The organism is Schleiferilactobacillus shenzhenensis LY-73, assembly GCF_000469325.1.
GTDB classification, from domain to species: domain Bacteria; phylum Bacillota; class Bacilli; order Lactobacillales; family Lactobacillaceae; genus Schleiferilactobacillus; species Schleiferilactobacillus shenzhenensis.
On record NZ_KI271583.1, the window covers coordinates 133536 to 150168 of the forward strand.

At 58.2% G+C, this 16633-nt stretch carries 18 protein-coding genes; 11 read left to right on the top strand and 7 right to left on the bottom strand.

Annotated elements, in window-relative coordinates:
- Positions 1 to 259: 259 nt before the first annotated feature.
- On the top strand, positions 260 to 859 hold the full coding sequence (gene lepB / locus L248_RS02715) for a signal peptidase I (protein ID WP_022528527.1): 600 nt from the start codon (positions 260 to 262) through the stop codon (positions 857 to 859).
- 43 nt (positions 860 to 902) lie between these two features.
- Here the strand turns inward: lepB and L248_RS02720 are convergent, their stop codons facing one another.
- Positions 903 to 1973 carry a sensor histidine kinase gene (locus L248_RS02720; protein ID WP_022528528.1) on the bottom strand — a complete coding sequence of 357 codons (1071 nt, stop codon included), beginning with the start codon at positions 1971 to 1973 and terminating at the stop codon, positions 903 to 905.
- Positions 1973 to 2650: a response regulator transcription factor gene (locus L248_RS02725; protein ID WP_022528529.1), complete on the bottom strand. Its 678-nt coding sequence runs from the start codon at positions 2648 to 2650 to the stop codon at positions 1973 to 1975. Before L248_RS02725 ends, L248_RS02720 begins: the two co-directional genes overlap by 1 nt.
- 72 nt (positions 2651 to 2722) lie before the next feature.
- Here L248_RS02725 and L248_RS02730 point away from each other — a divergent pair, with 72 nt between their 5' ends.
- Together L248_RS02730 and L248_RS02735 are read left to right on the top strand one after the other, a co-directional pair.
- Positions 2723 to 3493: an ABC transporter ATP-binding protein gene (locus tag L248_RS02730; protein ID WP_022528530.1), complete on the top strand. Its 771-nt coding sequence runs from the start codon at positions 2723 to 2725 to the stop codon at positions 3491 to 3493.
- Positions 3477 to 5477 carry a hypothetical protein gene (locus L248_RS02735; protein WP_022528531.1) on the top strand — a complete coding sequence of 667 codons (2001 nt, stop codon included), beginning with the start codon at positions 3477 to 3479 and terminating at the stop codon, positions 5475 to 5477. Before L248_RS02730 ends, L248_RS02735 begins: the two co-directional genes overlap by 17 nt.
- Here the strand turns inward: L248_RS02735 and L248_RS02740 are convergent.
- Complete coding sequence (locus tag L248_RS02740; RefSeq protein WP_155828551.1) at positions 5431 to 5976, bottom strand: hypothetical protein; 546 nt, start codon at positions 5974 to 5976, stop codon at positions 5431 to 5433. The genes L248_RS02735 and L248_RS02740 overlap by 47 nt on opposite strands.
- A 42-nt stretch (positions 5977 to 6018) precedes the next feature.
- Here L248_RS02740 and L248_RS02745 point away from each other — a divergent pair, with 42 nt between their 5' ends.
- The 4 genes from L248_RS02745 (at position 6019) to L248_RS02760 (ending at position 9815) form a co-directional block, all read left to right on the top strand.
- Complete coding sequence (locus tag L248_RS02745; protein ID WP_022528533.1) at positions 6019 to 6759, top strand: MBL fold metallo-hydrolase; 741 nt, start codon at positions 6019 to 6021, stop codon at positions 6757 to 6759.
- A 313-nt stretch (positions 6760 to 7072) separates the two neighbouring features.
- Entirely contained in the window at positions 7073 to 7471 is a 399-nt protein-coding gene (locus L248_RS02750; protein ID WP_040534520.1) for a Spx/MgsR family RNA polymerase-binding regulatory protein, read from the top strand.
- Positions 7472 to 8040: 569 nt separating this feature from the next.
- The gene (locus L248_RS02755; protein ID WP_022528535.1) at positions 8041 to 8766 is read left to right on the top strand and encodes an adaptor protein MecA; all 726 of its coding nucleotides are present in this window, start codon (positions 8041 to 8043) and stop codon (positions 8764 to 8766) included.
- Between the two features lie 86 nt (positions 8767 to 8852).
- Positions 8853 to 9815: a competence protein CoiA family protein gene (locus L248_RS02760; RefSeq protein ID WP_040534522.1), complete on the top strand. Its 963-nt coding sequence runs from the start codon at positions 8853 to 8855 to the stop codon at positions 9813 to 9815.
- Here L248_RS02760 and L248_RS02765 read toward each other — a convergent pair.
- On the bottom strand, positions 9810 to 10430 hold the full coding sequence (locus L248_RS02765) for a DsbA family protein (RefSeq protein WP_022528537.1): 621 nt from the start codon (positions 10428 to 10430) through the stop codon (positions 9810 to 9812). The genes L248_RS02760 and L248_RS02765 overlap by 6 nt on opposite strands.
- A gap of 307 nt (positions 10431 to 10737) precedes the next feature.
- Here L248_RS02765 and yjbM point away from each other — a divergent pair, with 307 nt between their 5' ends.
- The 4 genes from yjbM to L248_RS02785 are packed head-to-tail and all read left to right on the top strand — an operon-like array spanning position 10738 to position 13627.
- Positions 10738 to 11433 carry a GTP diphosphokinase gene (gene yjbM / locus L248_RS02770; protein WP_022528538.1) on the top strand — a complete coding sequence of 232 codons (696 nt, stop codon included), beginning with the start codon at positions 10738 to 10740 and terminating at the stop codon, positions 11431 to 11433.
- On the top strand, positions 11411 to 12238 hold the full coding sequence (locus L248_RS02775) for an NAD kinase (RefSeq protein ID WP_022528539.1): 828 nt from the start codon (positions 11411 to 11413) through the stop codon (positions 12236 to 12238). Before yjbM ends, L248_RS02775 begins: the two co-directional genes overlap by 23 nt.
- Positions 12235 to 13152, top strand: a complete 918-nt coding sequence (locus L248_RS02780; protein WP_022528540.1) for an RluA family pseudouridine synthase — start codon at positions 12235 to 12237, stop codon at positions 13150 to 13152. The genes L248_RS02775 and L248_RS02780 overlap by 4 nt, the downstream gene beginning before the upstream one ends.
- 7 nt (positions 13153 to 13159) lie before the next feature.
- Positions 13160 to 13627: an NUDIX hydrolase gene (locus L248_RS02785; protein WP_022528541.1), complete on the top strand. Its 468-nt coding sequence runs from the start codon at positions 13160 to 13162 to the stop codon at positions 13625 to 13627.
- Positions 13628 to 13723: 96 nt separating this feature from the next.
- On the opposite strand, the gene L248_RS02790 is transcribed toward L248_RS02785, so the two are convergent.
- The 3 genes from L248_RS02790 to L248_RS02800 all read right to left on the bottom strand — a co-directional run bounded on the left by L248_RS02790 (position 13724) and on the right by L248_RS02800 (position 16313).
- Complete coding sequence (locus tag L248_RS02790; RefSeq protein ID WP_022528542.1) at positions 13724 to 14362, bottom strand: copper homeostasis protein CutC; 639 nt, start codon at positions 14360 to 14362, stop codon at positions 13724 to 13726.
- 10 nt (positions 14363 to 14372) lie between these two features.
- Positions 14373 to 15200 (bottom strand): undecaprenyl-diphosphate phosphatase, encoded by an 828-nt coding sequence (locus L248_RS02795; protein ID WP_022528543.1) that lies wholly within the window; start codon positions 15198 to 15200, stop codon positions 14373 to 14375.
- A gap of 84 nt (positions 15201 to 15284) precedes the next feature.
- The gene (locus L248_RS02800) at positions 15285 to 16313 is read right to left on the bottom strand and encodes a lactonase family protein (RefSeq protein WP_040534632.1); all 1029 of its coding nucleotides are present in this window, start codon (positions 16311 to 16313) and stop codon (positions 15285 to 15287) included.
- Positions 16314 to 16633 lie beyond the last annotated feature (320 nt).

The following is a 16633-nucleotide window of genomic DNA, read 5'->3' on the forward strand; positions in this document are numbered from 1 at the left end:
CTTGGCACGGCGCCCTGGCAAGTTTTGTCACGTGCCCACGGCTAGCTCCGCAGGACCGGCTTCGCACTAGCTTCGCGTCGCCGCCCCCGCCCGCGGAGCCCTCCGTCACCCGGGCCAAAGCCAGACACTAACCTGCCCCCAATCCGGACACCACAAAATCACCCGGGCCAGCGCAAGACATTACCCCAGCCCGTTTTTTCTCTCTACCGCCCGCGAATAAGGTACAATAGCCTTATCACATCATTGAGGTGGCAGAATCGTGAAGCAGCCAAATACGCGCAAGGAAGTTAAGCAGCAAGAACAGCAGGAAGAAAGCTGGGGCAAGTGGTGGCTCCAGACCTTCGCCATGGCCCTGGTCTTCGTTGGTATCGTGACGCTGATGTTCACCTTCGTCCTGGCCAACGATCAAGTCTCAGGGCCGTCCATGCAGCCCACGTTTGAAGGCAACGACCGGGTGATTGCGTTACGCCACGACCACATCGACCGCGGCGACGTCGTCATTCTGCAAGCGCCGGATGAGGCTGGGGTGCTGTATATTAAACGGGTCATCGGTCTCCCCGGGGAAACAGTGGCCTCAAAAAACGATGTGATGTATATCAATGGCAAAAAGTACGCGGAGCCTTTTCTCAACAATTCGTTGAAAAAGCAGGCGAACCTGGCAGGCGACTTGTACACGGAGAACTTCACCCTGCAATCCAAGGGATTGGGGAAGAAAGTGCCCAAGGATTCTTACTTCGTCATGGGGGACCACCGGCCGGTCTCCAAAGACGGGCGGTCTTTCGGCTACGTCAAACGAAGTGCCATCGTTGGCGTGGTCAAGCTGCGTTACTGGCCCCTGAATCGGTTGAAATGGTTTTAATCAAAAGAGCCTTAGCAGGCCGCGACGTTGATGTCGGGGGCTGCTAAGGCTCTTTCTTTAATTGCGGGGCTTGGACCGTCGCGGTATCGCTGCCGTAGTAGCTGAGAAACGGGAAGGTGATGGTCACCGCAGTACCTTTGCCCGGTGTGGACGTCACGGTCAGCTCGTGGCCGAGCCGCTGAGCCATAGTATGGGCGAGGTAGAGGCCCAGTCCGGTAGCCTGGGCGTTGACGGCGCGGCCGTTTTGGCCGGTGAAACCTTTCTGAAAAATTCGGGGCAGGTCGGCGGGGTCGATGCCCACGCCCGTGTCAGCGATGCGCAGCCAGGTGGCATTCTTGGTCTGACCGGCGGTAATGGTAATCTTGCCGCCGGCGGGCGTGTATTGAACACTGTTGGCGAGGATCTGGTTGACGATGAAGAGCAGCCACTTGTCGTCGGTGAGGACCTGGTAGTCTTGGTCGAACATGGAGAGCTGCAGGTGCTTGCCGAAGAAACTGTTCATCTGGCTGCGCAGGGCAGTGCTGACGATCTCCCGCAACGCGTGGTCCCGCAACAGGTAGTCGTTGGCAAAGCTGCTCAGGCGGGAATAGTAGAGGACCTCGGCGACGTAATGGTTGACCCGCTCCAACTGGGTGGTGATGTCGGTGTAGGTCTGTTCGTCCACCTGGTCCTGGAGCTGGTCGCTGGTCAGCTGCAAACCAGCCAGGGGCACCTTGATGTCGTGGACCCAGCGGGTGATGAAGGCCTGCTGGTCTTCCTGCTGCTGAAGCAGCTGGTCCGTGGCTTGGCGATGCAGTTCCAGAATCTTGTTCACGTAGTCTTCCAGATACTGCTGAGCCTCGTTCTGGGCCCCTTTCAGCGGCCAGTTCAAGGCGTCCGGCCCGGCATCCATCCGCTGCTGAATGCTGCGGTACCACTGAGCCCGGTAGAAATACACCCCGACCATGAAGATCAGGAAGAAAACAGTCAAGAGGATGTCCAGGTAGACGAGGGTCGGCCAGGACAGCAGCCGTTGGCCGGGGGACAGCCACAGCAGCAAGTCAGCGACCAGCAAGCCAGCCACCCAGAAGAGCATGTGGGGCAAGTGGTCTTGCAAGTATTTGCGGACGTTCATCAGGGAATCACGTAGCCTTTCCCGACTTTGGTCTGAATCAATGTCGCTAAGCCGGCATCGGCCAGCTTTTTGCGCAGCCGGTTGATGTTCACGGTCAGCGTGTTGTCATCAACGAAGTGTTCGTCTTCCCACAGCGCGCGCAGCAGGCTGGGCCGGGAGACGAGGGTGCCGTGGCGGCGGATGAGGTATTGCAGGAGCTTGTATTCGTTCTTGGTGAGATCCACGTTTTTCCCGGAGACTTGTACGGATGAATCCTCCAAGTTGAGGGTCACGCCGCCGTATTCGAGAATCTTCGAGCTTTGGTTGCTATAATGGTAAGTACGCCGGAGCAGGGCGTTGATCTTGGCCAGCAGGACGGAGGCGGAGAAGGGTTTCTCCACGTAATCGTCAGCGCCGCTGTTCATGGCGGAGATCATGTCCATATTGCTGTTCCGGGACGAGATGAAGATGACCGGCACCTGGGAATCCGCGCGGATCTGGGTGTTCCAGTGGAAACCGTCGTGGCCGCCGGGCAGGTTGATGTCCATGAGCACCAGGTCGGGCTGATGGGCCACGAAGACACCCAGAACATCCGTGAAGTCGGTGACCATGATGGGCTGCCAGCCGGCATCGGTGACTGCTTGGGCGATATGCCGGCTGACGGTGGGATCGTCTTCCACGATCAATATTTTGAACACGTTGCCGCCTCCTTTAATTACTGCTCCTATCCTACCGATTTCCCTCACCTATGACAAGAAAGGACCACCCGTATGGCACTCGTTACTGTTCAAGGTTTGACTAAGATTTTCGGCCACCGCCTGCACCCGGTGCGGGCGCTCAACGGCCTCACCTTCTCGGTGGAGAAAGGAGAATTCGTGGGCATCATGGGGCCTTCTGGCGCCGGTAAAACGACGCTGCTCAGTATTATTTCGACCATTGACGTGCCCACCAACGGGACGGTCACCGTGGCCGGCACCGAGGTGACCCACCTGCGCGGGGATAAACTGGCCCGGTTTCGGCGGGCCAACCTGGGCTACGTCTTCCAAGACTTCAACCTGCTGACGGGCATGACGGTGCGGGAGAACATTCTGCTGCCTCTGACCATCGGCAAACATGCTGTTGCTAATGCCCAGGAGCGGTTGAACGCGGTCCTCAGTGTGACTGGGCTGACGAATTTGGCCCAGCGCTACCCAGAAGAGCTTTCCATCGGCCAGCAGCAGCGGGTGGCCGTGGCCCGGGCCCTGATCACCGAACCAGCCCTGGTTTTTGCCGATGAGCCCACCGGGGCGCTGGATTCCAAGGCCGCCACCGAACTGCTGCGCTACCTGACCACGATCAATCAGGAGTGGCACACGACGATTATGATGGCCACGCACGATGCCTTTACCGCCAGTTACTGTTCACGGGTGATCTTCATTAAGGATGGCATGCTGTTTGCAGAAATCCGCCGCTCCGGCGAGCGGCAAGCGTTTTTCGACGCCATTATCGATATGCAGGCGACCATTGGCGGAGGAGGTCACTGGCATGAAGGGACGCGCTAAGCGGAAGATCATCGGGCGGATCCTGCACCACAACATCCTGTTTTGGCTGTCCACGGTCTTTTTGGTGGCGGCCTTCTACATCCTGATGAGCGGTTACGCCGTGGCCGCGACGTGGACTCAGCGGACCCAGAATATTTTTGTCGTCGCCGCCGTGCTTAGCGGGCTTTTCTTCACGTTCTTCTTCTATTATGGGCAGCGTTATATTCTGCGCCAATACCGCCAGGAGGTGGCGCTGTACCAGTTGTGGGGGATCACCCGCCGGCGGCTGTATGGCGGCATTCTCTGGCTGAACGTCCTGCTGCTGGGGCTGGTGCTGGGGCTCGGTCTCTTCTTCGGAATGCTGTTCATGCCCCTGGCCGTGCTGCTGCTGCAGCGCTTCATGGGCATGGCGACCCGCTTCGTTGGCCCCTGGTCGACCACCGCGGTCCTGGCCACGGTAGCGACCTTCGCGGGCACGGGACTGCTGACCCAGGTGGGCTTGATCCACGCTATCCACGCCCTTCAGCCGGTGACCTTGCTGCACGGGGAGAAAAGCACCCGCTTGACGCGCCGGCGCGGGCCTTCTGGTCTATTTGCGCTGTACGGCGTCGTCGCCACCACCGGCGGGTTTTGGATCGCCCGTCGGTTCTGGTGGCTGATCATGGTCGGCCGCGATAACAGCGGCATGGGGTTCGTGGGCTGGCTGCTGGCGATTCTAGTGCTGGTGGTCAGCGGCGAGTACGCCGTGATTCGCTCCGGCCTGCCGTGGCTGTTCACGAAACTGCGCCGGCTGCCCCGCTGGCCGTTAAAAAATAACCGCCTGCTCCGCCTGACGCGCTTGACGCGGCAGTTTCGGGAACAAGCGGCGGTGATTTGGCTGGCGGCGGTGCTCTTGGCGGTGGTGGTGACCTGGGCGGGTCTGCTGACCACGACCGTCAGCGTCACCAGCCGGGATGCCGTGAACCAATCCCGGATGACGTTTGTCACCACCAGTAAGCAGGCGTGGCAGGATCTGGACAACGTTCTGACCCAAGCGGGTATCACGAATCTTACCCGGCGGCGGACGACGTACAAAGTCCGGGTCGCCAATTATGAACTATTGAATCACCAAACGGGCAAGACCCAGGCGTATAGTTCGGCGGCGGCCATCATGCCCCTCAGTGAATACCAGCGCCTGCAACAGGTCCAGCAGCTGCCGCCGCTGCCTGAGCTGCGCGGCAATGAAGTTGCCACGGGGGACGTCTACAGCAGTTCCATGAGCGTCATGTACGCCACCGGCGCCCGGCTGACGCTGAATCAACCGGGCATTGGCCCCCTGCGGCGGGTCGCCCCGCTGGCGCCGGCGCCCTACACGAATGGGGCAGAGTCCCCAACTTTGCTGCCAGATATACAAATGGTGGTGAGCAACAGCGTGTGGCAGCGATTGACTGGCGAACAGCACCTGACCCTCTATGGCGTCCAGGTGAACACTGCGCTGTCAGCCGCCCGCACCCGCGTTTTGCTGGCAAAGCTGCGGGCGAGCTACCGCGTTTCTTACTATTCAGCCCACACCCGCCAGCAGGTCACGGTACAGACCAGTCGCGCGGAACGGGCGGAGGCGATCCTGGCGGCGCCGATTATTCAAGAGAACTTCCGCCGGGGCGTGGGCATCGACATCTTCATCGGCTGCGTCTTGAGTGTCGTCATTCTGTTTGCTGTGAACAGCATGCTGACCATGCGGGCCTGGGCAGACCGGGAAGCCGGGGTGGATCTGTTCTTTGCGTTAGGGATGACGGCGACTGAAATTCGGCAGGGCCAAGACTTTGAACTGGTCTGGCGGTATGGGCTGCCGGTGGCGATTGCCGCCATCAACGCTGTCTTTGCGCTGCAGATGCTGTGGGCGGTGACCATCACCACCCAATCGGTGATTCTGTTCCTGCTGGTCCTGGGGGCGGTCGCCGTTGTGTCCGGGCTGTTCTTTATGCTTTCGGCGCAGCTGGTCCGGCGTTCTGTTGTGCCGCGTTAGCCTTTTCTTCGGTCACATAGACATGGGCGAAGAAGCCGCTGACGCTATGCCGGCTGCGGTCAATGAAGTCCAGCATGGTTTGCGGCGCCGCGTCCCGCAGGTGGCCGCCAACGATGGGCGGTTCCTGGACGGCCAGGATGATCAGCCAGGCACGTTTCTCCCCGTCGCTCTCGCCGACCCAGACGCCGGCGGCGCCGACGCTGTCCATGAGAGAGGTGAGAAAGGCGTCGTCCAGCGCGTGCCGGAACAGAACGTCGTCGGTGCGCTTGAAGTGCAGGTACCAGAAGTGGAAATAGTCGTCCGGGCCAAAGTGGCCGAGCTGGTTGGTCTCGGTGTAATAGAGGGCCGATGGAAATTGTGGTAAGGTGCGGGTAGTGGCGCTGTAAAGTACCGCGTCACCGTCATCGTGCCAGGGCACCAGGATCTGGCTGCTGGTCAGCGCATGCTGCTTGGTCTTTAGATAGGTGGCCGACCCGAGGACAGTCATTAAGGTAGTCAATTGAACCATCTCACAATCTAATCAATTTGGAGGCTTGGGACTATGCAATTTCAAGTATTAGGATATTACGGCGGTTATCCCACTGCGACGGGTGGGACCAGCGGGTATCTGCTGCGCAGCGGGACCACGAATGTCCTGCTGGACGCGGGCAGCGGGGTGCTTAGTGCATTGGAGAAGGTGATGGACCCGCTGCAGCTGGACGCGGTCGTCTTATCCCACTACCACCACGACCATACCGCCGATGTCGGCGTTTTACAATATCTATGGCAGTTGAAACCAGGGGCTAAGAAAGAACCGCAACTGCCGATTTACGGCAATACGCAGAATCCCATTGAATTTGCCACACTCACCTGGCCGGGTGCTACTGTAGGCCGGCCTTATACGGACAATTCACCTCTGACCATCGGCAGCCTGACGTTTACCTTCCAGCGGACGATTCATCCAGTCCCAGCGTTCGCCATGCGCATTACGGATGCCGACAGCGGCCACGTGCTGGCCTTCACGGCGGATACCCGGTATTACCCGGAATTGGCCGATTTCGTGAAAAACGCCGACGTCTTGATCACGGACACCAATTTCTTGAATGGCCACCAGGGACCGGCGTGGCACATGACCGCTGGCCAATCTGGCGAGTTAGCCAAGAACGCCAAGGTGGGCCGCTTGCTGCTTTCCCACTTACCGCAAACCGAATCTTTAGCTGAATTAAAGAAGCAGGCGGAAGAAACCGCTGGAACGATTAAGGTCGCATTAGCGAGCGATAGTGAAGGCTGGGAATTGGTCTAGAGTGATATAACGATGTTTATTTCACTTCGATGACGATGTCCATAAATATAGGCATTTTCCTCTGAAATGGGAATTTGTACGTACAAAACACGGCGGAACCGCCTGATAGCGTCACTTTCTTTGCAGTTCAACATTTGCGCAAGGAACAACACTTTTTGGCAGTGAACGGTGACCCAAGGTGGGACAGTACCCTTTCTGTCCCACCTTTTCGTGTCGTTTAAACCAAAATTGTATAGCCAATTTTCTTGTACTTGTGTATAATGACAGTGTACTCAAGATTAATCATTGTCACAGGTAGAGGGGGTCCTGCACCATGGTGACACTGTTCATTTCGCCGAGCTGCACATCTTGCCGGAAAGCGCGAGCTTGGCTTCAGCAACACAACATTCCCTTTGTGGAACGCAATATATTCACTGACCCGTTGAACAAAGCCGAGATTCTGAACATTCTGCGGATGACGGAGGATGGCACGGAGGAGATCATTTCGACGCGCTCCAAAGTTTTTGCTGAATTAGGAATCAATTTGGATGATTTAACGATCGATGAATTACTGGATCTGGTCCAACAACACCCGGGTCTGCTCCGGCGGCCAATCATTTTGGACGACAAACGGTTGCAGGTTGGGTATAACGAAGACGAGATCCGCCGGTTCCTCCCGCGCTCTGTACGCGCCTTGGAACTGCACCAGGCTCAGCTGATGGCGGGGTTTTAAGACATCAGGTAAGCAAGTAAAAGGAGAAAAGTCCTATCTATAGGGCGATTCGAGGGAGACAGTCACGTCCGGGGGGATGGGGCTGTTTTTTTATAGAGGGCGCAGGCGGGCGCTTAGGCCACCTGGGCTGAGTGGCCTTAAGCCATAAATCCCCGTACTTGGGATTTGTGGCTTAAGGTCCTTAGACCATGGTGGCCTGCCCGCCGGAGCCCGTTTGCGGGTACTCCAGCCCGCACTTGGGATTTGTGGCTTAAGGTCCTAGACCACGGTAGCCTGCTCGGCGGAGCTTCTCTACGCAGCCTCTCCCGCACCCAAAAGCGGCCGCGCGAAGCGCAACGCTGTAGCGCGAAGCGCCACGCTGCATCCGCCTCTAGTCGGAGACACAGCCCACCGAAGTGCGTTACAATAGGAACAATTGATGTGAAACGCTCGTGCCCCCGGGTACTTGACGACCGGGTGTTTCTGCATTACTATGACGGGTACTGTGAATTGGGCATTTTTTCAGCACACTGTTATAATTAGTGTGTTGAAACGTGTTACGCAGTTCCTGGAAGCGAGGTGCATCCGGAATGGAAATGGAACGAATCAATAATGATACGATTCGGGTGATACTGGGCAGCGACGATCTCGCCGAGCGGGGCGTTACTGTTCTGGACTTGCTGGGCAACCGCAAGCAGATCGAACGCTTCTTCTACAGCATATTGGAAGAGGTAGATAAGGACCACACGTTCGTCAGCAACGATGCTGTGACCTTCCAAGTGATGCCCAACAAGAATGGCTTGGAGCTTCTGATCAGCAAGGGCGATCGGGACGATGACGACGAGCAGCAGCCCCACGCCACGCCTGTTCGGCACCGGCAAGCCGCTGCCCAACGGCCGGATGACGAGGATGTGTCCGAGTTTGTGAAACGACAATTAGGCGGCTATGACGATTCCAGTGAACCGAGTCAAGCCGAATCCGGCGGCACGAGTCGTCAGCGTTTCGGTAACAAGATGGTCACTAAGGTCTTGGCCTTCGATGATTTCGAGGATATTGTCGCGTTAGCTGATGTGCTGAGCGACGACGAGCTGGATGTGGATCTCTATTCTTACAAGCATAAATATTACTTGGTTTTCTCGCTGCCTGATCAGGATCTCCTGGATATGACCCGGGAAGATTACCTGGCCGTGGCCAACGAATACGGTCAAGAAGTGCAGAACGTGACGCCGGAGCTTCTTTCTGAACATGGCAAGAAGCTGATGACGAAGAGTGCGCTGCACCAAGTGGCCCATTTCTTCGGGCAAGCGACAAAGTAAAGGAAGTCAATCTTTCCAAAAACCAGTCAGCGTTTTTCACTGACTGGCTTTTTTTGCGTAATTTAATTCGTGAGGAGTGATCATGGATGAAAATTGCGTTGAATCGCGTCGATGAGTTACAAATTGCGGCCAGTGCGGCGTGCCAACCGTGCCCGCCTTATCGCTGCTGCGACTGCGGCGGCGCGGTGGTGCTCCGGCGCCGCCGCCGGCAATGGTATTTCTGCCACGCCCCGGGCCAAAAGCGGCATCTGCCGGAGAGCGCGGACCACTTGGCGGGAAAGGCCGCCTTGACTGCGTGGCTGGCCGCCGGCGGGCTGGCGCCGGAGAACGAGCGGGTAATTCTGGCCGGGGAGCAGCGAATCGATGTCTGTGTGCCGGACCTGCTGCTGGCAGGGGAGTATCAGTGCAGTCCGCTGACGCTTGGAGAATTGACCCGCCGCCACGATAGTTACCGAGAGGCCGCCTGGCGGGACTGGTGGGTACTGGGGGAACGGTATGGTCCCACCGGCCGCTGGCCGGGTCAGACAGCTCAGTTCTGCCAGTACAGTCCGGCACTTGGTTTCTATGTGTATGTATTGAGAAAGCCATTCACAGAACTCGAATTATGGCACCATCTCGCCCGTGCGCCGCATATGGCACAATGGCTGGCGGGCGGGGTCGACCGGTTTCCCCTCGCGCAGGACTGGGCAGTCTTCCAGCGGTGGCACAACCGGGTCCGGCCAGCGCCGGTGCTGCCGGGCATCAGTGTGCCGGCATGGCGCGACCGGCTGGCGTGGCAAAGCCAGCGGCGAGATCCCCGTGTTCAGCGGCTGGTGCAGCAGCTCTACCGGCAAGGCAAGCAGCTGACCGCGATCCCAGCGTGGTGTTTTCCCACCCGGCCACTGCCGCCGGTTTTTGCCGGCTCGTTTTTCAATTGGGCTATCCAAACGTGGCTGGGCGTTGCAGTGCCGCCCGTGCCCCAACTCGCGGCGCCGCTGTTTACTCCGGCAGAGCAAAAAAAGTGGGCCGGTTTCCCGGCCCGCTGGTTAGCGCAGCAGCATCAATTATAAGACGTGAAAGTGACGGCGAGACTGAATCGTCTTGGTCGCCGACAAGTCGCCGGCGTGGGAGAACAGCCCCCGGATAATATTTTCGTTCGTACAGCCAGCGACCAGCAGCCCGGCGTGGTCAATATCCTTAGCGTAGTCAAACAGGACCATGGATGGGGCGATCTCGACGCCCATCCGGGTCGCGGCGGCCAAATCTTTTTCATAACCGCTCTGGACGTAAGGACTGTGGCGGTCATCCCAGAACATGGCGCTGTCGACCCCTGCAGCGCGCAAGCCTTCTTCTACGAGTGCCGGAGTATATGCCCGGTCGTGTTCGTTGATGGCCGACTGAATGAAGAGCAGGAATTCGCGGGCTTTCTTCGTGCCTTGGAAGCTGGCGGCCTTGAAGTCCAACGCCACGCTGTAAGCCATCTGGTTGATCTTGTTCTGCGCGGTGAGATCGTTGGCGGGAATGTGCTTCAATTCCATGTAGCGCTTGACGATCTTCAGGTTAACCAAAGGGATAAATGAGTAGTGGACCGTATCAGGATAATCGGCAATGGCTTTGAGGGTCGAGCGCTCAGCGGACAAACATTCGATGCCGATGGGGTTAACGAAGAGAAAAATCTCGAGCACGAGAATACCTCCAATTCTAGACAAACCATGGGGTAACAACGGATTGAACCACGGGATTGACTACCTGCATGATACCTTATTTTGACAAAAGAGTGTTGCAACTTGCTCGCTGTGTTTCATATGTAGGCAGACGGCCCGGTCAGGGGGGCACACCGTGATGTACCGCCGTTCCTGACCGAACCGTCTGTCAGTGCTCGGAGTGCCGCCTAAGCGGGCCGAGCGTCGTTCAATCTGCTCTTATGGTAGAATAACAGAGGTTTGTGTGTCAACCGCAGTTGCGGGACATACGGAGAAAGCAGGGTTGACGATGGACAGAGATTGGCCGACATTTCTATTACCATACGAACAAGCGGTGAACGAACTGAAGATCAAGTTCCGGGCACTGCGCAAGGAGTTCGTGGAGAAAGGGGAGCACACCCCGATCGAGTTCGTGACCGGCCGGGTCAAGCCGGTGGCCAGCATTAAAGAGAAAATGCGCCGGCGGGTGATCGATCCGGCCCTCCTGGAAGAAGACATGCAGGACATCGCCGGGGTGCGGGTCCAGTGTCAGTTCGTCGAAGACATCTACGACGTGGTCGGCCTCATTCGGGAGCGCAGCGACATGCACATCGTCGAGGAGCGGGACTACGTCACCAACGACAAGCCCAGCGGCTACCGCAGCTACCACGTGGTGATCGAGTACCCGGTGCAGATGGCCGAGGGTGAAAAAAAGATCTTGGCCGAAGTGCAGATCCGCACCCTGGCCATGAATTTCTGGGCGACCATCGAGCATTCGCTGAGTTACAAGTATCCCAAGGCCTTCCCGGAAGAGATCAATGACCGCTTGAAGCGCGCCGCCGAGGCCGCCTTCATGCTGGACAAAGAGATGTCTGCGATTCGGGAAGAGATCCAGGATGCCCAGGTGATGTATAACACCAACCGCGGCCAGCACACGACGGCCAATGACCCGGAGGATCCGGAAACAGGAGACGAAAACAGCCATGAAGATCGCAATATTCAGTAACGACAAGCCCAAGTCCCGTACCTTCCAGCGCCGTCTGCGGCGGGAACTGTACCGGCTGGGCAAATTCGAACTGACCAGTCACGATCCGGACATCGTTATCACGGTGGGCGGCGACGGCACGCTGCTGTCCGCCTTCCATCGTTACGCCCACCAGATCGACCACATCCGCTTCATCGGCGTGCACACCGGCCACCTGGGCTTCTACACCGATTGGCGGGACTACGAGCTGCCGGAGCTGGTGGAGGCCTTGGCCAAGGACTCCGGGCAAAGTGTCAGCTATCCGCTGCTGGACGTGACCATTCAGTATTTCGACCAGAGCAAGGAACACTACATCGCCTTGAACGAGTCCACGATTCGCCGGGTGAATAAGACCATGAAGACGGACATTTATATTCGGGACGAACTCTTTGAGAGTTTCCGCGGCGACGGGCTGTGTATTTCCACGCCCACGGGGTCCACGGCTTATTCCAAGTCATTGGGCGGGGCCGTGCTGCACCCGCGCTTGAAGGCGCTGCAGATGACAGAAATCGCCTCGATCAACAACCGGCTGTTCCGGACCCTTTCTTCCCCCATCGTCATCGCCCCGGACGAGTACATCACGCTGCGCCCGGATGCCCAGGAGGATTATATCCTGACGATCGATTCCTTCACCCACCGGGAACGGCCGATTGCGGCTGTGACGTTCCGCATCGCCGATGAGGCTATCCACTTCGCACGCTATCGCCACATGCACTTCTGGGACCGGGTGGAGGACGCCTTCATCGGCAGCAAGCAGCTGCACAGCAAGCGGGGGCCGCAAGGATGATTTTCAAATGGATCGTGCCGGCGGACGCGCCCCGGACCGTGCAAGGGTTTTTGACTCACCGGGGCTTGTCCCGGGCGTATATTGGCCGCACCAAGTTCAATGGTGGGGCTCTTTTTGTGAACAGTCACCAGCGCAACTCGGATTATCCCGTGCACGCCGGCGATGTCATTCGGCTGCTGGCGCCCCCGGAGCGAGGGGCAGACAACATTATTCCGTCGCACAAGCCGTTGCGGGTGCTGTACGAAGATGCCGATCTGCTGGTGGTGAACAAGCCGCCCTACGTCGCGTCTATTCCGTCGCCGATCCACCGCTTCGACACGATGGCCAACCGGGTCAAGGGGTATCTTCAGGCGGAGCACAACGAAAGCGACGCCGTCCACGTGGTCTCCCGCTTAGACCGGGATACCAGCGGCGTGATGCTGTTTGCCAAGCACAGCCTGGCCCACAGTTTGCTGGACACCCAGCTGCAGGATAAGACCATGCAGAAAGAATACCTCGCCATCGTCACCGGCGAACTCCCGGCGACGAGCGGCTTGATCGACCTGCCCATCGCCCGGTCTCCGCACAGTACCTATGAACGGACCGTGGCCGCCGGCGGCAAACCGTCCCAGACGGCCTTCACCGTGACGGACAGCAGTGCGGCGGCGACCATCGTCACCGTCCGCCTGCTCACCGGGCGCACGCACCAGATTCGGGTGCACTTTGCCGCACTGGGTCATCCATTGGTGGGGGACGATGTGTACGGCACCGTTAGCCCTGTCATCGACCGTCAGGCCTTGCACGCCCATGTGCTGCGGCTGATTCAGCCGATCACCCGCCAGCCGTTGACGATCACCGCGCCGCTGCCGCCGGATATCAAAGCGGTGCGCACAACGATACTGCACGCGAGTCCAGCACATAAAAAAGAAAGGTGAAGGACGCATGACCAAACCAGATTATATTCACGACATTCGCCGGAAGGTCGGCCACATGCCGATCATTCTGACCTTCGCCGGCGGCATTCTAGTCGATGATCGGGATGAGGTCCTGCTGCAGCAGCGGACCGATTTTGACGCCTGGGGTCTGCCGGGCGGAGCCATGGAGTTTGGCGAGACTGCGCCGCAGACCTGCGTACGGGAGTATCAAGAAGAGACGGGCCTAGATGTGGCCGTCACGGGACTGTTAGGGATCTCCACCAGTAATATCCAGCATTATCCCAATGGGGACACGGCCCAATCCGTTGTCGTCTTATTCACGGTCCAAGCAGTGGGCGGGGAGCTGAATCCCGACAATGGGGAGACGCTGGCTCTCCAGTACTTTGCGGCTGACCGGCTGCCGCACATCTTCAACAAGCAGCACGAAAATGCCATTGCGCGGTATTACGCGGGCGCGTATCCTTTCTACGACTAACCGCGGCCATCAAAAAGGACGCTGAATCGGGTCGGCACGCAATAACTGCCATTAGCCCCGTCAGCGTCCTTTTATTTGTGTTTGGTTCTGAACGTTCTAAATCGTAATCAATTTTGTGCCGTGCAGCTGTTTAACGCCCAACGTTTGGGCAATCTCTTCGGCATTAGCCGCGGTCACCCCGCCGCCAGGCAGGATGGTCAGACCCGCTGGCGCCGCTTTGATCGTTTCGGCCAAGTGGGGCAATGTTTCGCTGATGGGGGTCGTGAGCGGCCCGCCGTGGGTCAGCACCCGGACGACGTCGTGAGCCGCCAGCCACTTGAGCGCCTCCGGCTGTTTCTCCACTGGGATGGCATCGAACGCCATGTGGAAGACCACGTCCATGCCAGCGGCCGCGGCGATGAGCTGTTCCATGGCCTCGGTGTCAATGTCGCCTGCTGGGGTCAACGCGCCGGTGACGATGGCGTCGGCGCCAAGTTCTTGGGCGCTGAACACGTCGGCTTCCATGATTTTGATTTCGGTATCGTTGTACACGAAGTCGCCGCCTCGGGGCCGGATCATCACGGCTACGCTGCGCTGCTTCTCATGGATGTAGCGGGTGCTTTCGGCCATCACGCCGCGGCTGACGGTGGTGCCGCCGACGGCCAAATTATCATTCAGCTCGATGCGGTCCGCCCCAGCGGCCAGCAGTGCCGGAATATGCGTGAAGTTTTCGACTGCAATTTCTTTCAAAAACATAATCGTCCTCCTATCCGTGGAAACTGAACCAGGCAATCACCAACAGCCCCAGCACGATCCGGTACCAGCCGAAGCCCTGGAAGTCGTTGCGCTTGATGTAGTTGAGCAGGAAGCGGATGGCGAAGTAAGCAACGATGAAGGACACGGCGGTGCCGACGATCAGAATGAGCAGCTGATCGCCGCTGAAGGTGTTGCCCTTGATCAGGTACTTGACCAGCTTCAAGCCCGAAGCGCCGACCATGGTGGGAATGGCCAGGAAGAAAGAAAACTCGGTGGCGACGTAACGCGACGTGCCAATGGTGATTCCGCCCAGGATGGTGGCGCCGGAACGGGATGTCCCGGGCACCAGGCTCAGCAGTTGGAACAGACCGATTTCAAACCCAGTGGCCGGCTTGAGCTGGGCCAAGTCGGTCTCCTTCGGGGTGCGGTGGGCATTCCAGCGTTCAATGACGATGAACAGGACCCCGTAGATGATGAGCGTGGCACTGATCACCTGCCACGTATTCAGGTGGGCGTCCATCCAGTCATTAGCAATCAAGCCCACAATCATGGACGGGATGACCGCCAGGATGACCTTGAACCAGAGAATCCAGGTGTCGTGCTTCTCCGTATGCGACTTCTTCGGCGAGAAGGGGTTGAGCCGGTGGAAGTACAGCACGACCACCGCCAGGATGGCGCCCAATTGGATGACGACCATGAACATGGTGATGAACGCCTTAGTCTCGTCCAGCTTGATGAATTCGTTGGCCAGGTACAAGTGGCCGGTGGAGCTGATGGGCAGGAATTCGGTGATGCCCTCGATGATGCCCAGTAAGATGGCTTTCACAATATTCAGCACAAGAAAAAATCCTCCTCAAGGTAAACTGTATCGGGTACCAGTATACCGTAAGGGGGATTATCGCTGTAGTGCCTTTACCCAAGCTTAGATAAATAAGACGCAGGTGCTTTCCGGCGTGTCAATATCCTTTTGTACCAGGGTCAGAAAACCGCTCTCCGGGTCGCGGCGGAACAGCGTGCCGTTGTCCGAATCCTGGTTGACAGCCAGGGCAAACCGTTCCGTCGGATCTAAGTTGAAGTCCCGGGGAATCTTGCCCTCGGTGCTGATCCGCTGAATCAGGTGCAAGTGGCGGCCGTCACTGCCGATGTTGAAGACGGCAATGGAGTTGTGGCCGCGGTTCGAGGCATAAAGGAAACGGCCGTCCTTGCTGATGCGGATGGCGGCGGACCCGTTGAAAGCCGTCCAGTCGTCGGGGATCAGGGACTTTTCTTCCAGCGGGGTGAAGCTGCCGTGCACCGCATCATAGGCCAGGACCAGCACAGCACTGCCCAGTTCGCCCAGCAGATAGGCTATGGGCGCGGTCGGGTGGAAGACGATGTGCCGGGGGCCGAAACCAGCCGATGTCTGGAACGTGCTGACGTGGGTCAAGTGGCCGGTGTCACCCACGTTGTACGTATCGATCTCGTCCATGCCCAGGTCGCAGGCGACCAGCCGGTTGTCCGGAGTCAGGATAGTCTGGTGCACATGGGCTGCCTCCTGCTCCGGCTTGGGCCCATGGCCCTCGTGCTGGACAGTGTCCACCAGGGCCAGCTGGCCATCGGCGGCGACACTGTAGACCAGAATCTGACCCTTGTGGTAATTCGCGGCGTACAGCAGGGAACGGCCGTGATCGAAGAACACGTGGGCCGGCGAAGACCCCGGCGCCAGCACAGAGTTGACCAGCACCGGCGTATCGCCGTTCAAATCATAACTGGCCACGCCGCCTTGCTCGCCGTCACTGGTAATCACAAACAAATGCTCGCGCTCGCCGTCCCAGGCAATATACGTACCGCCCTGATTCTTGATCAGCAGCTGCGGCTTAGCGACCTCTTCTTTATCCGTATCCAGCGTGGTCTCGTAGATCCCCTGCGAGACCCGTTTCGTATAACCGCCCAGATAGATCTTCTCTTGCACGATCACTCACTCTTCTTTCAATGTTTTCCCTTTCAGTATATCAGAAACCAGACCCAAGACCGGGGGTCTCCCACTTTGATTATGCTAGAATAAAGCTATGTTTCACGGCACTGGAGAAATTCACTTTCACCCTCCCACTCATGTACGGCATCTTTTGGCTCGTGCATTGGCAGTTTTCGTGTCGCTGCAGAGTTAGGGTGCGGAGGGCGGAGCAGATTTGGGCGTCAGTGGTGAAATTGGGGGTGTGACAGAACTCGTATTCAAACATGACTGAGTGCCAACGCGTAGCAAGCGGAGGCAAAACGGGCTCAGTGGTGAAA

What these genes read in the sequence shown, in the direction of transcription:
- L248_RS02720 (WP_022528528.1), bottom strand. Translation starts at nt 1,973, where the DNA reads ATGAACGTCCGCAAATACTTGCAAGACCACTTGCCCCACATGCTCTTC.
- L248_RS02730 (WP_022528530.1), top strand. Translation starts at nt 2,723, where the DNA reads ATGGCACTCGTTACTGTTCAAGGTTTGACTAAGATTTTCGGCCACCGC.
- L248_RS02735 (WP_022528531.1), top strand. Translation starts at nt 3,477, where the DNA reads ATGAAGGGACGCGCTAAGCGGAAGATCATCGGGCGGATCCTGCACCAC.
- L248_RS02745 (WP_022528533.1), top strand. Translation starts at nt 6,019, where the DNA reads ATGCAATTTCAAGTATTAGGATATTACGGCGGTTATCCCACTGCGACG.
- L248_RS02750 (WP_040534520.1), top strand. Translation starts at nt 7,073, where the DNA reads ATGGTGACACTGTTCATTTCGCCGAGCTGCACATCTTGCCGGAAAGCG.
- L248_RS02755 (WP_022528535.1), top strand. Translation starts at nt 8,041, where the DNA reads ATGGAAATGGAACGAATCAATAATGATACGATTCGGGTGATACTGGGC.
- L248_RS02760 (WP_040534522.1), top strand. Translation starts at nt 8,853, where the DNA reads ATGAAAATTGCGTTGAATCGCGTCGATGAGTTACAAATTGCGGCCAGT.
- yjbM (WP_022528538.1), top strand. Translation starts at nt 10,738, where the DNA reads ATGGACAGAGATTGGCCGACATTTCTATTACCATACGAACAAGCGGTG.
- L248_RS02775 (WP_022528539.1), top strand. Translation starts at nt 11,411, where the DNA reads ATGAAGATCGCAATATTCAGTAACGACAAGCCCAAGTCCCGTACCTTC.
- L248_RS02780 (WP_022528540.1), top strand. Translation starts at nt 12,235, where the DNA reads ATGATTTTCAAATGGATCGTGCCGGCGGACGCGCCCCGGACCGTGCAA.
- L248_RS02785 (WP_022528541.1), top strand. Translation starts at nt 13,160, where the DNA reads ATGACCAAACCAGATTATATTCACGACATTCGCCGGAAGGTCGGCCAC.
- L248_RS02790 (WP_022528542.1), bottom strand. Translation starts at nt 14,362, where the DNA reads ATGTTTTTGAAAGAAATTGCAGTCGAAAACTTCACGCATATTCCGGCA.